We start from the raw sequence: 14,792 nt of genomic DNA, 5'->3' as shown, positions 1-14,792 counted from the left end.
TCATGCCTGTTTTCGCAACACCCCGAAGGCTCTCGGTCTGGCTCACCCTCGGCATCACGCTCCTCGTGATCGCGCTCTTCGGCTGCTCGAAAAAGGACGAGGGCGCAGGCCCTCCCGGGGGCGGCAAGGGGAAGATGGCGTTCCCCGTCGAGCTCGCGCCCGTCCCGGGCGAGCGCGTCGAGTACTCCGTCACCGCCGTCGGCAGCGTCGACGCGTACGAGCGTGTGCAGGTCACGGCGCGTGTCTCCGGCGTGATCGAGCACGTGCGCTTCGCCGAAGGTGACGTCGTCAAGAAAGGCCAGGTCCTCGTCGAGATCGATCCGGCCCGCTTCAACCTCGCCGTCCGCAGCGCCAAGGCCACGCTCGAGCGCGCGCAAGCCTCGGCGGCCGAGGCGCAGCAGAACCTCGATCGGCGGGAAAAAGCGGGCGAAGACGGCGCGGGCGTCTTCTCGAAGGAGGACGTCGACGGCTGGAGGACACGCGCGCGCACCGGGGCGGCGCAGGTCGCCGAGGCGCGCGCGGCGCTCGACGAGGCGAACCTGAACCTGCGCGACGCGTACGTGCGCGCGCCCATCGAGGGCAAGATGCAGACGCGCACGGTGCAGACCGGCCAGTTCGTCCAGCCCGGCGCGGTGCTCGGCACGGTCCTGCGTCGCGACCCGCTCCTGCTTCGTTTCCCGGTCCCCGAGGCCGACGCGCCGCGCCTCTCGGCCGGCATGAACGTCTCGTTCAAGGTCACGGGCATCGAGCACGACTTCACCGCGAAGATCACGCTCGTCGCGGACGCCGCGGATCCCGCGACGCGGATGGTTCCGATCGTCGCCGAGGTCGCGGACGAGAAAAAAGATTCGCTCCGGCCCGGCGCGTTCGCCGACGTCACGGTGCGCGTCGGCGCGACCGAGAACGCGCCCGTCATCCCGCAGACCGCGATTCGCCCGAGCGAAAAGGGCTTCCTCGCGTTCGTCGTGGAGAACAACGTCGCGCACGAGCGCGTGCTCGCGCTCGGCATGCGCACGGCCGACGGGCGTGTCGAGGTGCGCAAGGGCCTTTCGCCCGGCGAGATGCTCGTCGTGCGTGGGGCCGAGCCGCTGCGTGATGGCACCACGGTGCGCGTCGTGCCGCCGGGACAAGGGCCGGGCAAAGGACCGCCCGGGGCCTCCAGCGCGGCCGCGCCGCCGGGGACCTCGAGCGCGCCGAGCGAAGGCGTCGGCGCGCCTGCGAAGGGAGGGAGCGCGCCATGAGCCTGACCGAAGCGTGCCTGCGCAAGCCCGTCCTCGCGTGGATGATGATGCTCGCGACGATCGTCTTCGGCATCGTCGCGGCGACCCGCATCGGCATCAGCCAGTTCCCCGACGTCGACTTCCCGACCATCAACGTCAACGTCACCTGGGAAGGCGCCGCGCCCGAGGCCGTCGAGCACGACATCGTCGAGCAGATCGAGGAGTCGGTCGTCCAGGTCGAAGGCGTCAAATCGCTCACCTCCTCCTCACGCCAGGGCGGCGCCTCGATCACGGTCGAGCTCGACCTCTCGCGCAACGTCGACTCCGCGCTCCAGGACGTGCAGGCCAAGGTCTCGCAGGCCCAGTCGCGCCTGCCGCGCGACATCGACCCGCCCGTCATCTCCAAGTCGAACCCCGAGGACCAGCCGATCATGTGGATCGGGTTGTCCGGGCCGTTCTCGCCGCAGACCCTCTCCGACTACGCGCGTTACCGCGTCAAGGAGAAGCTCCAGACCGTGCCGGGGATCGGCGAGGTCATGCTGGGCGGCTACCTCGAGCGCAACGTCCGCGTCTGGTTCGACGCTGACAAACTCGCGGCCAAGTCGCTGACCGTGACGGACGTGATCGCGGCCCTGCGCCGGGAGCACGTGGAGCTTCCTGCGGGGCGCCTGGAGACCACGGGCCGCGAGATCAGCGTGCGTGTCCTCGGCGAGGCGCTCGACCTCGAGACGCTCCGCCGCATCGTCGTGCGGGAGCAGGAGGGCGTCCCGACGTACATCGAGGACGTCGCGATCATCGAGGACGGCTTCGAGGACGTGCGGCGCATGTCGCGCGTGAATGGCCAGCCCGCGCAGGGCATGGGCATCAAAAAGCAGCGCGGCTCGAACGCGGTCGCGGTCGCGGGCGGCGTGAAGGCGCAGCTCGACGAGATCCGGAAGACCTTGCCCGAGGGCATGGAGCTCCAGATCAACTTCGACTCGACGCGCTTCATCGAGCAGTCGGTCCACGAGATCGAGCTCGAGCTGATCCTCGCGGTCGCGCTCACGGCCCTCGTCTGCTGGCTCTTCCTCGGATCGCTCTCCAGCACGCTGAACGTGATCCTGGCGATCCCGATGAGCCTGCTCGGGACGATCGCGGCGATCTACTTCCTCGGCTTCACGCTGAACACCTTCACGCTCCTCGGCCTCTCGCTCGCGGTCGGCATCGTCGTCGACGACGCGATCATGGTGCTCGAGAACATCTTCCGGCACGCCGAGCAGGGCAAGGATCGCGTGCGGGCCGCGCGCGAGGGCACGGCCGAGATCACCTTCGCCGCGCTCGCCGCCACGGTCGCCGTCATCGCCATCTTCATCCCCGTCATCTTCATGGAAGGCGTGATGGGGCGCTTCTTCCTCCAGTTCGGCGTGACGCTCTGCATCGCCGTGGCCCTCTCGTACGTCGAGGCCATCACGCTCGCGCCCGCGCGCTGCGCGCAGCTCCTCACGACCTCGCGCGAGGGCCGCAGCAAGATCGGCATCTTCGTCGATCACGCCTTCGACAAGCTCTCCGCCGGTTACGGCTGGCTGCTCGCGCGGGGCCTCAAGTTCCCCTCGCTCGTGCTCGTCGCGTCCGTGGGCCTCTTCGTGGGCGCGGTCTTCGCGTTTCAGGCGCTCCCCGGCGAGTTCGTCCCTTCGCAGGATCAAAGCCGCCTCATGGTCCGGCTCACGACCGCCGTCGGCTCCGACATCCGCGAGACGGATAAGATCGTCACGAAGGCCGAGACGATCGTGAACAACGCGCCCGAGGTGGCGCGCACGCTGGTGGTCGTCGGCGGCTTCGGCACGGGCGCCGTGAACAGCGGCATGATCTTCGTGACGCTCAAGCCCCGGGGCGAGCGCAAGGCGACGCAGAACGAGTTCGCCGCCGTCCTGCGCAAGGAGCTCAACGCGATCCCGGGTCTACGCGCCGTCGTGCAAGACCTCTCGCAGTCGGGCTTCACCGCGTCGCGCGGCTTCCCCGTGGAGTTCTCGATCCGCGGGCCCGAGTGGGGCGAGCTCGTCTCGCACAGCGAACGCATGAAGGCCGAGCTTCAGGCGGCGGGCCTCGTCGTCGACCTCGACTCCGACTACCAGCTCGGCATGCCCGAGCTACGGATCGTGCCGGATCGCGCGCGCGCCGCGGATCTCGGCATCTCCGTCGAGGAGATCGCGACGACCCTGAACGCGCTCGTCGGCGGCACGCGCGTGGGCAAGTACAGCGCGGGCGGGCGACGTGTCGACGTGCGCATGCGCCTGCTGGCCGATCAACGCTCGCGGCCTGAGGATCTCTCGCGCCTCAAGATCCGCGCGCGATCGGGCGAGCTCGTTCCGCTCTCGACGCTCGTGAAGTACGAGGAGCAGCCGGCGCTCCAGGCGATCACGCGCCGGGATCGCGAGCGCGCGATCACCCTCTTCGGCAACGTCGCGCCGGGCAAGTCGCAGAGCGACGCCCTCGCGCTCGTGGAGAAGCTCGGCAAGGACGTACCGACTGGCTACCACGTGGTCCTCGGCGGGGCGTCGGTCGCCTTCCGCGAGTCCATGGGGGGCCTCATCTTCGCGCTGATCCTCGGGATCATCGTCGCGTACATGGTGCTCGCGTCGCAGTTCAACTCGTTCCTGCACCCGGTCACCGTCTTGACGATCCTCCCGCTCTCCGTCGCGGGCGCTGCGTTCGCGCTGCTCCTCATGAAGCAGACGCTCAACATCTTCAGCATGATCGGGATCGTCCTCTTGATGGGGATCGTGAAGAAGAACTCGATCATCCTGGTCGACTACGCGACGGAGCTACGCAACCACGGCAAGAACGCGCTCGACGCGATGCTCGAAGCGGGGCCCGTGCGTCTCCGGCCCATCCTGATGACATCCATCGCGACCCTGATGGCGGCGATCCCCTCGGCGCTCGCGCTCGGCGAAGGCAGCGAGGTGCGCGCGCCCATGGCGATCGCGGTCATCGGCGGCCTCGTGATCTCCACGGGCCTGAGCCTCCTCGTGGTGCCTGCGTTTTACGTCGTCGCCGACCGCATCGCGGCCCGCCTCGCGCGCGCTCGCCCCGCGTCCACCCCGCCCCTCGCCGAGCCGGTCCCGCCTCCCCCGCACGTTTGACGCGCTGGGCCGACCAACTCGTGCTCCCCCCTCCCGTCCCGGCAGAAAAATCGATCACAACTGTTGCCGTTCGAGAGGCTCGGCTTTAGGTGCGCCGAGGTGGCTTGATGCTGCAAAGAACATTCCGCAGCCTGGACGGTCGGGGGTTCGCCTCGGTCGACACGAACGTGCACAAACCGCTACGCGTCAGGCTTGCTTCTTCTGCACATCGTGTAGGATTGGCGCATGCCGACCGCTGGGGGCCGAGGGAGTCACGCTGCCGCGATCCGAGGGACGATCGCGCTGCGCACACTCGGTGCCGGGGCAAACGCGGCGCTCCCTTCGCGCTGCACCCTTCCCCATGTTCCCCGAGCGGCAATCTTCTCTTGCACCCCGGCCAGGGTTTCCTGGAAACTCTGAAAAATCGGCTTTTGGGAGATGAACGATGAGCGCCAAGAACCGACCTCACACCCCGGCCGTCGCTGTTGCCCCTCGCGAAGCGGCGTTTCAGGATGCAGTGGTCCTCGTTCGTGAACCCTTCGTCATCGACCGGGCGGTGGCCATGCAGGCCATCCGCTACACGAAGGAGCTTCTGTCCGGCTCCTTTGCGCCGAACACACAACGCGAGTCCATGCCATCCTCCAACCCGTCGACCTCGAGGCGACGCGCTGCGAGCGGCCGCTAGAACTTCCGAAGCGGTCCGCGCGTCGATGTAGCGCTGGGACCGAATGTACATCCTCCACCTGTCGGATCTTCACGTCACGGAGCCCGGGCAATCGCTCGACGACGTGTGGATGCACCCGGCGCAAGCGCTGGGGACGCTGCACCCGGCCCCCTTTGACTTCGTCGTCGTGAGCGGGGATCTCACGCAGCGCGGGAGCGCCGCGGAGTACGACGAGCTGCTCGAATTCGCGGAGCACCGTGTCCTGCCGCTCGTCATGAACCGCGAGCGCGCGCGCGTCGTGTTCGTTCCGGGCAACCACGACGTCGACTGGGGCGCTGACATCGGCGAGCCGGTGCGCGTCACGTCGCTGCGCACCGCACACGACTTCGACCTCCTCGAACAGGAGATGCAGCGGCTCAAGCGCTCGCCGGATCTCTCGGATCTGCGCATCGACGTGGGCCGCTACGGTCACCTCGACCTCGTCAAGCTGCGGGCGGGCGCGGAGTACAACAAGCGCTTCGCGAACGTCCAGCGCTTCTTCGACCGTTTCTATGGCGAGTCCTTGGATGGCCGCGGCCGCGCCTTTGATCTTCTCGACCCGAACGAACGCGAGCATTGGTCGGCGCATGTCTTCCCCACGGAGAAAGTCGCGTTCTTCGGTTTCAATTCCTGCCATCGGAACGACAAGTACTGGACCGGCGCCTGCATCTCCACGCGCGCCGTCTCCGCCGCGCGCGACTTCGCCAACGGCCTCGATCGCGACACGCTGCGCGTCGCCGTCTGGCACCACGGCTTCACGAGCGAGCGCGGGCGCCCCGACTACCTGACGCTCCAGGACGTCGGCACCCTCTACGCCGCGGGTTTCCGCATCGGCTTCCACGGCCACACGCACCAGGAGAGCTCGAAGCTCGTCGAGCTCTTCAAGAGCCGCTTCGTCATCATCTCCACGGGATCGCTCGGCTCGGCCGCGCACGAGCGCCCCGGCGCCGTGGGCAACCAGTTCTCGGTGGTGCGGCTCAGCCCGAGCACGGTCAGCGTCGAGGTGTACGAGCGCGACGGCGAGGCCGGCGAGTACGCGCTCGAGCCGAAGCGCAAATACTTCGAGGTAAACTGGGAGCCCGTCGCGCAGGCCGAGCGCTTCGTGAAGGCCCGCGAGCACACCCGGATCTGGAGCGTCGGCGACGACGGCATCGCGCTCGTCGAGGTGGAGCTGCGTGACTTCGTGGCCCCCGTCGAGACGCCGATCGCCGTGCTCGAACCGCCCTACAACAACGTCCAGGCCGAGCCGCGCGCGACCACGTGGCGCGGCCGTCGCGAGGTGAAGGAGGAGCCCCTCGGCGGCGGGCGCGTGCGCTTCATGCTCCAGGGCGCCGACAAGACCGAGCGTTATCTCACGTGGAGCTACCACCTTTCGAACGCCGTCGCGCTCACGCAGGCCGAGCTGAACTTGCTGGAGAAGCGCGATCGTTGGTACCCCAACTTGATCGACGGCTACGACGTCCGCTCGCACGTCGTCCGGTTCGAGTCCGACCACCTCACGCTGGCGCTCGTGTTCGCCGAGAGCTCGGGCGCGACGATCGAGGACGCGTATCCCATGGTCGAGCGCTGCTACGAGCAGTTCGGCGAGGATCGCTGGGAGCCCGTGGAGTTCGAGCAGGAGCGGTGCCGCTCGCACTTCATCGTGGGCAAGTCGCACGTGGAGCTCAAGATCCCGGGGCCGATCGTGGGCTACCGGTACTCGCTCGCGTATCGCCCCGGAGGCCCCGGCAAGGAGTATCCCGAGGCCGCGAAGTGGACCGCGCGCGCCTTGCTGGAGCGTTGCTGCGGCAAGCCCATGTCGAACCACTCGCTCTCGGCGAAGCTCACGGAGGCGGTCGGCAACTCGATCTACAAGATCGCCACGGCCTCGCCGTGGGGCGTGCAGACCGCGCCGATCGTGCGGAACGGCCTGCTCTCGGAGCGCGGGTCGTGGATGGGCATGATCTGGGACGCGAACCTGCGCGTGCTCTGCCCGGCGTTCGGCCAGTTCTGGCCGCAGTCCTGGGCCGCGCGCTTCACCTGCGGCAGCGGCGTCGCGGGCCACGCCTTCCGCTTCAACATCGCGGCCGCGTGGCATCGCGACGCGCACGCGACGACGAGCATCATCTACCAGCCGAGCCCGGATCATCACCGCCTCTTCGCGCGGCACTACCGCTGGATCTTGTGCTTCCCGCTGCGCCTCGCGCCGGAGGAGGAGTCCTCGCTCGGCGTCGTTTGTCTCGCGAGCGAGGAGGAGAACACCCAGGTCGAGCGCGCGCTCGGCCACCTTGCCCGCGCGATCTGCACCGAGACGATGGATCCCGAGGCCACGAAGCTCCGCCTCATGCTCCAGACCGTCATCAACGCCGTGTTCTGGACGTGCGTCACCGATCCGAACCACGGGCTCAGCGAGAGCGAGGGGCGGTACGCGCGCCACGTGCTCAACGCATTGCTCTCGTCGGCGACGGATTAACCGGCGAGCAGCAGGTAGCCGATCGCCACGACCATCGAGGCGACCGTCACGGGCAAGCCCGCGCGGAGGTACGTGACGAACCCGATCTCGTCTTCCGCGTGCGCCGCCTCGACGACGATGATGTTCGCGACGGAGCCGAGGAGCGTGAGGTTGCCGGCGAGCGTCGTGGCCATCGCCGTGACGGTCCAGGCGAGCGTGGGATCGGGCAAGGTCCGGATCATCGGCTCGGCGAGCAGGATGAAGGGCACGTTGCTCACGACCTGACAGCCGAGCGTGAACATCGCGGAGAGCGCGGCCATCGCGGCGCCGCGATCGGCCGGGATGAACGGCCGTGCCGCGGCGAGCGCCTCGTCGACGAGGCCCGTGCGCTGGAACGCGGCCGCCACGATGAAGAGCGCGCCGAAGAAGACGAGCACGGTCCACGTCACGCCCGAGAAGAGCGACGAGGGATCACGCCTGCGGAGGACGAGGAGCGCGGCCGCGCCCGTGAGCGCGGCGAACGCGAGGTTCGCGCCGGCGAGGAAGGCGATCGAGACACCCAGGAGCACGACGAGCGCGAGCGTCAGCTCCCCGCGTGATCGGGCCGTGACGGGGGCGTCCGCCTCGATCGCCGCGGAGCTCGTCGGCCGCAGTTGCTTCCGGAAGAGCAAGTGCAGCGTCGCCGCCGTCACCAGCAGCGCGAGGAAGCCGGCCGGCCCCGCGCGCAGGAGGTAACTCCGGTACGACAACCCCGAGAGGTGCGCGACGAGCATGTTTTGCGGGTTTCCCGCGAGCGTCATCGCGCTGCCGGCGTTCGCCCCCATCGCCAGCGCGAGCAGGTAGGGCACGCGGGGCAGGCCCGCCCGCCGCGCCGTCGCGTCCACCACGGGCGCGAAGAGCACGCACACCGGATCGTTCACCAGCACGGCCGAGAGCACCCCCGAAGCGATCGTCGTGCCGTAGAGCAGGCCCACCGGCGAGGGCTCCCGCTTCAGCAAATACGACGCGGCCATCTCGAAGAACCCGGCCTCCGCGAGCGCGGCGGCGAGCAGCATCATCCCGAGCAGGAGCCCGATCGTGTTCGGCTCGACGGCGGCGAACGCGGCGTTCGCGTCGATGCCCCAGCGCGGCTCGATCGACGCGAGCACGACCATCGCGCACGCCCCGGCGAGCGCGCCTGCGGGCCGGCCGATCGGCAGGAGCGACAGGCGCCGAAAGGCGATCAGCGCGTAGGTCGCGACGAACACGGCGAGCGTGGGCAGGTGGCTCATGGCGGGGTCACGGGTTCGTGTCGGCGTCGGGAGCTTGCTCCGAATGGACGCCGGAGGGCTTGAAAGAGCCGCAAGCAACCGAGCGGCGGGTTTGTCCTTCTGGACCCTTTGCGGGGGCGTACGGGCGCCCCCGACCTTGTCACACGCGGGGCCTTACGCTACGTACGTTGCCCCCGCAGATCCCGAGGTCCTCGGAGGCCCTGGGGATGCTATATACGTCCACGCAAGCGCACAGGAGAGCGAGATGTACGTCCCCGACGTGGTGATCCGGCCTCGGCTCGAGATACTCGCGAAGGCCCCCGTGCCGACGCAGACCGGTTTGTTCGAGATGATCGTATTCCGGTATGGTGAGCAATCCGCCGAAAGCGGGCTCTCCCCGGATCATGTGGCGCTGGTGATGGGCGATGTGCGTGGACGGTCGTCCGTCCTCGTCCGGGTGCACTCGGAGTGCCTGACGAGCGAGGTCTTTGGCTCCCTGAAATGCGATTGCCGTGGGCAACTCGAAGCGGCGCAGGCCGAGATCGCGCGGCGGGGGCAGGGCGTCGTCGTGTACCTGCGCCAGGAGGGCCGGGGCATCGGCCTCTCGAACAAGATTCGCGCGTACGACCTGCAGGCGCGGGGGCACGACACCGTGGACGCGAACCGGATGCTCGGGCTCCCGGACGACGCGCGGGATTACGCGCCGGCCGCGGCGATGCTGGAGCACCTCGGCGTCGCCTCGATCCAGCTCATGACGAACAACCCGCTCAAGGTACAGGCGCTCCGGCAGCTCGGCACGCGGGTCGAGGCGCGCGAGCCGTCGATTGTCGGGACGAACCCGTTCAGCCAGGGGTATCTGGAGGCGAAGCGGGTGCGGATGGGGCATTCGCTGCCGCCCGTGGACGCGGCCTTGATCACCTCTGCCGAGAACATCGACGCCGAGTGACGTTCAGCCGTCCGACGGCTTCTTCGCAGCGCCCGCCTTGAGCCGCGCCTTGAGCCGCGAGGCGTAGCCCTCCTTGTTCTCCTGCTTCACCCGCGAGATGGCGAGCGCGTCATCCGGCACGTCGCGCGTGACCGTCGTGCCCGTCCCCACGTACGCGCCCACCCCGATCCGCACCGGCGCGATGATCTGCGAATCGCTGCCGACGAACGCGCCCGCGCCGATCTCGGTGCGGTGCTTCTTGAACCCGTCGTAATTGCAGAAAATGGTCCCCGCGCCGATATTCGCGCCCTCGCCGATGTCGCCGTCGCCGAGATACGCGAGGTGATTCGCCTTCGCCCCGCGGCGGACCACGGTCTTTTTCGTCTCCACGAAATTGCCGATGTGCGCCTCGGCCTCGACGCGGCTCTCCGGGCGCAGGTGCGAGAACGGCCCGATCTGCGCATTCTCGCCGATCGTCGAATCACTCGCGATCGAATAGGGTTTGACCAGGGCCGAGGGCGCGACCTCCACGTCCGTCAGCACCGAGCCCACGTCGATCCGCGCATTCGCCCCGATGCGGGTCTTTCCGCGGAGCACCACGTAATGCTCGATCACCGCGTCCGCCTCGACGACCACGGTCGCGTCGATCCGCGCCGTCGCCCGCACCGTCGCGCCCGCGCGCCGGATCCGGTCCGCGATGCGCCCGTACAGGATGTCCTCGGCCGCGGCGAGCTGCGCCCGGTCGTTCACCCCCACGAGCGCCGCCGCGCTCTCGGCCCGCACGGAGGCGACCCCGCCCGCCTTCGACGCGACGGCCACGATATCGGTCAGATACAGCTCGCCCTGCGCATTGTTCGGCAAGAGCCCCGCCACCGATTCTCGCAAAAACCCTGACCGCGCCACATAAACGCCCGTGTTCACCTCGCGTACGCGCCGCTCTTCCTCCGTCGCGTCGCGCTGCTCCCGCACGGCGAAGATGTTTCCATCGGCGTCACGCAGCACGCGCCCATAGCCCGTCGGATCTTCGGTCATCGCCGTCAGCATCGCGACCGACGCGCCGCCCTCGATCGAGCCCGCGAGCCGCACGAGCTCGGCCGGGTCGAGCAGCGGCGTATCCCCGCAGAGCACGAGCACGCGCTCGGCCGCGGGATCGAGCGCCGGCAGGGCCGAGCGCACCGCGTCCCCCGTCCCGCGCTGGGCCTCCTGCACCGCCGTCCGCACGCGATCGCCGAACGCCTTGGTGAGGTGCGCGGCGAGTTCGTCCCGGCCATACCCCACGACGACCACGACGTCCCCGCACCCTGCGGCGAGCGCCGCTTCGATGGCGTAGTCGACCATCGGCCGGCCGCAGAGCGTGTGAAGCACCTTGGGCTTCGTGCTCTTCATGCGGGTGCCTTGCCCGGCGGCGAGGACGATGGCGGTGAGGGAAGGGGAGGCTTGGGTCGTCATCGGCGCCGAAACTAGCACGGCCGCCCGAGACCCCCCAGCGATTGGCGAAACGGCCCGTGGGGCCCCCGCGGGACGGACGGGCCGGCGCCGCGGACGTATCGAGCGCCATCCCATTGTCGCCATTGAATGGCTGTTGAAATGGGAAAAGGCCGCTCTGTCTGCAACCACGAATACGAGGTTGGTCTCACCGGGTGGTACGTGGAGTGACCGCATTGCGTCGAAACCGTGCCGACGCGCTGTATTTTCTCGGTGAATTGGACCTTTTTGATGATCTCCTCGTCAGGCGCAGTGTATGCACGGAGAGAAGGACGGAGGGAACCTCATGACTCGCTTCGCTCACGGATCGCTCGTGTCTCTCGTTCTCGTGTTCGCGTCGGCTTGCAGCAGCACCGAGGCCGCGGCGCCCGCGGCGGTCAACGTCGAGGCCGAGGCGGTCGTCAACGCGGATCTCGGGGCGGAGGCGCTGATCGAGGAGCACGACGAGGGGACGGTCGCCTGGCGCATCGACAACGACGGCCAGGTGAAGGCCGCGGTCACCGCCTCGGCGACGGGGCGCGTCAAGGAGGACGTCAGCGGCTCGCTCATCTACAAAGTCGAGGGCAGCGAGCCGAAGACGGTGCCGCTCGTGCTCGACGCGAAGACGGGCTTGCTCGTCGCGGCCGGGCCGAAGCTCGAAGCGGATTTGACCGAGGTCGACTACACGCTGACGGTCGCGGGCAAACCCTGGACCGGCGTCATGCACGTGCCCGTGGGCGGCACGGCGGAGCTCGTGGCCGGCGCCAAGGTGACGGCCGAGGCGAAGCTGCCCGACGAGACCGTGGGCCCGCACGGCGGAACGATCCAGATCGTCGGCGAGGATCGGCTGGAGATGGTCGCGGACGCGGACACGGGCGAGACACGCGTGTACGTGCTCGACGTCGATCTCAAGCCCGTGCGAATCGAGTCACGCAAGCTCCGGATGGGCTTCGTCGCCGAGAAGACCACGTTCGTGAACTTCGATCCCGAGCCCTCCGGCTTTTATTTCTCGGCGCGGCTCGGGGCTTCGGCGGCGGTGCTCAATCCGCTGCGCGTCACGGCGTCGCTCAGCGTCGGCACGATCACGCACGCGGCGATCTGGGGATATCGGCCGGGCATTCGTGTCTACGCCCCGAGCGCCACGGTCAAAATCGCGGCCGCGCCGCGCGTCCGCTTCAGCCTCCGGGGCGGCTTCGACAGCGGCGTCGACTGCTACGGCCGCGCCCACGTGAAGGTGCACCACAGGGACGACCACGACCACCACGACCACCACGACCACCACGACCACGACAGAAAGGGCAACAACGGCCGGCATTTCGGCCAGGACGGCACCTTCGCCCGCGATAGCGGCGGCTTCAAGTCGGACAACGCCGTGCACCCTGGCAGCAGCAAGGCGAAGGGCGGCGGCGACGACGGTCGCGGCCACGATCACGTCAGCAGCGCGAGGAGCAGCGGCAGCCCGAAGCGCAGCAGCCATGACGATCGCGGCGGCGGGGACCGAAAGGGCGGCGGTGGGGACAGAAAGAGCGGCGGCGGCAAGGGCGGCGGCGACGCCAAGGGCGGCGGTGGCAAGGGCGGCAAAAAATAACCGCGTCGCGAGACGAATGTAGGGTTTTCACCCTCCCTCTGTCAGGTTCTCGTCACGATTGCATGAAATCCAACGACGCAGCGCAAGACGCGCATTGCGTCATGCTGGAAACGGCCTTTCCTCCTCTTGCCGGCTTTTCTGCAGTCGGGTAAAGATGGGCCTTCCTCCATGAAGGCCAAGCTCGTTTCGCTCTGGAACTGGTTCGAGATTCTCGCCGTCGTGACGGTGTCGACCGGCGCCGTCGCGTTGGTGTTTGTCACGACCGCACCATTCGACCGCGTCCGCAAAATCACGGGCAGGTTCTTTCGCGTTTGCGGCACGATGCTCGTCCGCTTGAACCCGCTCTGGAGCGTGAAGGTCTCCGGCTGGCAGAGGCCCAAGGACAGCGGGCCTTTCATCGTAGTCGCCAATCATCAGTCGATCGCCGACATCCCCGCGATCAGCTATTTGCCCTGGGAAATGAAATGGCTCTCGAAGGAGAGCAATTTCAAGGTCCCGGGCCTCGGCTGGATGATGAGCATGGCCGGCGACATCCCGCTCCGCCGCGGCGAGCGCGAGAGCGCAAAATCGGCGATGGAGCGCTGCAAATGGTACCTCGACCGCGGCATGAGCGTGATGATCTTCCCCGAAGGCACGCGCTCCTCCGACGGTGAGCTCAAGCCCTTCAAGGACGGCGCGTTCCGCCTCGCCCTGGAGACGGGTATCCCCATCCTGCCCATCGCCGTCGCCGGCACGCGCCACGCGATCCCCAAGAACTCGTGGGTCTTCGGCGTGAAATGCCAGGCCCGCATCGAAGTCCTGCCGCCCGTCGACGTGAAAGGCATGACGATGGCCGACCTCGACACCCTGCGTGATCGCGTGCGGGGTGATATCTCGTCGGCCTTCGAACGGCTCGGCAAGTGGATGCCGACGCTGCCCTCCGAGGAGGACGACGAGAGCGAGGCACCAAAAGCCACGGTCCCGGCCGCGATCGAAGCCTCGCCCCCCGCCTGAGCCTCACCGGCACATCGAAATCACCATCGTCTCGAGCACCGCCTGCGGCGTGCGTTTCGAGCCCTTGAGCGCTCGATCCGCCTCCGCGAGCAGGCGCACCCACGTGGGCAAGGTCCCGCGCGGCAGCGATTTCAACGTCTGCGCCGTCTCCTGCGCCTTGAACGGCGGAATGCCCGCGCGCGCAGCCGCCTCGTTCACGTTCGCCCCCGCGCGCAGCGCCGAATCCATCTTCACCATTTTCCGCACGTTCGAGGCCACGAGCCCGAGCAGCGGCAGCCCGCCGTCCTTCGAATCCACGACCTCCGCGAGCACCGCGAGCGCCTTGTCGAGCCGCCGCCGCGTGAGCGCGTCGACGAGGTCCCACACCGAGCCCGGCCGGACCTTCATCACCATCGTCACGACCGCGTCCTCCGTGATCGGCTTGCCCTCCCCGACGAACAAGCTCAGCCGCTCGATCGCGTCCGCCACGTAGCCGAGCTCCGGCCCGGCGATCTCCGCCAGGTGATCGGCCACGTCCGGCGCGATGTCGTGCCCTCGTTCCTTGGACATCTGCCGCACCACGGTCGGCAGCGCCTTGCGGCTCACGGGCTCGCAGTTGACGAGGAAGTCCTCCTTCTTCGCCGCCGTCACGATCTTGCGTTGCGCGTGGAGCTTCGTCGCCGACAGCACGAGCACCGTCGACGAGGCCGGCGCCTTCGCGTACTCGGCGAGCGCGTCGAGGGGGCTCGCGTCTTTCGCCCCGCGCTTGCCCTCCGAGGCGCTCTTGCCGCCGCCCTCGTCGTCCTCGCTGTCGCCCTTCTTCTCCCAGCGCTCGAGGCCCCGCGCCAGGACGAACCTGCGCTTGGCCATCATCGGCACCATCTTCGAGGCCGAGAGGACCGCGTCCACGCTCGCCTCGCCGGCGGTGAACTTGTCCTCGTTGAAGCCCGCGATGCCGCCGAGCATCGTCGCCTCGCGGAGGGCGTGCACCACCTTGTCGGCGAGGTACCGCTCCTCGCCGAGCACGAGGTAGACGGGCCGCAGGGTCCCTTTTGTGGCTTCCTGGATGGCTTGCTCGGGCGTCACGGGTGTCCTCGTTCGTCCCTTCGGAGGGGCGCGTCAAGCGCGGGAAGAGGTACCA

10 protein-coding genes are annotated in these 14,792 nt (G+C 68.5%); 7 read left to right on the top strand and 3 right to left on the bottom strand.

Annotated features, from left to right (window positions below; all coding sequences use genetic code 11):
* Window positions 1-2 precede the first annotated feature (2 nt).
* The 4 genes from E8A74_RS02175 (at window position 3) to E8A74_RS02160 (ending at window position 7,473) form a co-directional block, all read left to right on the top strand.
* A complete protein-coding gene (locus tag E8A74_RS02175; RefSeq protein WP_136927218.1) occupies window positions 3-1,241 on the top strand; it encodes an efflux RND transporter periplasmic adaptor subunit in 1,239 nt (412 codons plus the stop codon).
* Window positions 1,238-4,339, top strand: coding sequence for an efflux RND transporter permease subunit (locus tag E8A74_RS02170; RefSeq protein ID WP_136927217.1), 3,102 nt, complete (start codon window positions 1,238-1,240; stop codon window positions 4,337-4,339). The genes E8A74_RS02175 and E8A74_RS02170 overlap by 4 nt, the downstream gene beginning before the upstream one ends.
* 424 nt (window positions 4,340-4,763) lie before the next feature.
* On the top strand, window positions 4,764-5,003 hold the full coding sequence (locus E8A74_RS02165) for a hypothetical protein (RefSeq protein WP_136927216.1): 240 nt from the start codon (window positions 4,764-4,766) through the stop codon (window positions 5,001-5,003).
* Between the two features lie 43 nt (window positions 5,004-5,046).
* Window positions 5,047-7,473: a metallophosphoesterase family protein gene (locus E8A74_RS02160; protein WP_136927215.1), complete on the top strand. Its 2,427-nt coding sequence runs from the start codon at window positions 5,047-5,049 to the stop codon at window positions 7,471-7,473.
* Here the strand turns inward: E8A74_RS02160 and E8A74_RS02155 are convergent.
* A complete protein-coding gene (locus tag E8A74_RS02155; RefSeq protein ID WP_136927214.1) occupies window positions 7,470-8,723 on the bottom strand; it encodes an ArsB/NhaD family transporter in 1,254 nt (417 codons plus the stop codon). The two genes, E8A74_RS02160 and E8A74_RS02155, sit on opposite strands and share 4 nt — an antisense overlap.
* Window positions 8,724-8,967: 244 nt before the next feature.
* Between E8A74_RS02155 and ribA the strand changes: the two genes are divergently transcribed.
* Window positions 8,968-9,648: a GTP cyclohydrolase II gene (gene ribA, locus E8A74_RS02150; protein WP_136927213.1), complete on the top strand. Its 681-nt coding sequence runs from the start codon at window positions 8,968-8,970 to the stop codon at window positions 9,646-9,648.
* 3 nt (window positions 9,649-9,651) lie between these two features.
* On the opposite strand, the gene glmU is transcribed toward ribA, so the two are convergent.
* On the bottom strand, window positions 9,652-11,076 hold the full coding sequence (gene glmU / locus E8A74_RS02145) for a bifunctional UDP-N-acetylglucosamine diphosphorylase/glucosamine-1-phosphate N-acetyltransferase GlmU (RefSeq protein WP_136927212.1): 1,425 nt from the start codon (window positions 11,074-11,076) through the stop codon (window positions 9,652-9,654).
* A gap of 322 nt (window positions 11,077-11,398) precedes the next feature.
* Between glmU and E8A74_RS02140 the strand changes: the two genes are divergently transcribed.
* Together E8A74_RS02140 and E8A74_RS02135 are read left to right on the top strand one after the other, a co-directional pair.
* Window positions 11,399-12,679, top strand: a complete 1,281-nt coding sequence (locus E8A74_RS02140) for a hypothetical protein (protein ID WP_136927211.1) — start codon at window positions 11,399-11,401, stop codon at window positions 12,677-12,679.
* 168 nt (window positions 12,680-12,847) lie between these two features.
* On the top strand, window positions 12,848-13,672 hold the full coding sequence (locus tag E8A74_RS02135; protein ID WP_136927210.1) for a lysophospholipid acyltransferase family protein: 825 nt from the start codon (window positions 12,848-12,850) through the stop codon (window positions 13,670-13,672).
* Window positions 13,673-13,675: 3 nt separating this feature from the next.
* Here the strand turns inward: E8A74_RS02135 and holA are convergent, their stop codons facing one another.
* On the bottom strand, window positions 13,676-14,737 hold the full coding sequence (holA, locus tag E8A74_RS02130; RefSeq protein ID WP_136927209.1) for a DNA polymerase III subunit delta: 1,062 nt from the start codon (window positions 14,735-14,737) through the stop codon (window positions 13,676-13,678).
* Window positions 14,738-14,792 lie beyond the last annotated feature (55 nt).

The sequence above is a fragment of the Polyangium fumosum genome (assembly GCF_005144585.1).
Taxonomy (GTDB): Bacteria; Myxococcota_A; Polyangia; order Polyangiales; family Polyangiaceae; genus Polyangium; species Polyangium fumosum.
The sequence above is the reverse complement of the archived record's forward strand: the minus strand, read 5'-3'. Positions and strand labels throughout refer to the sequence as shown.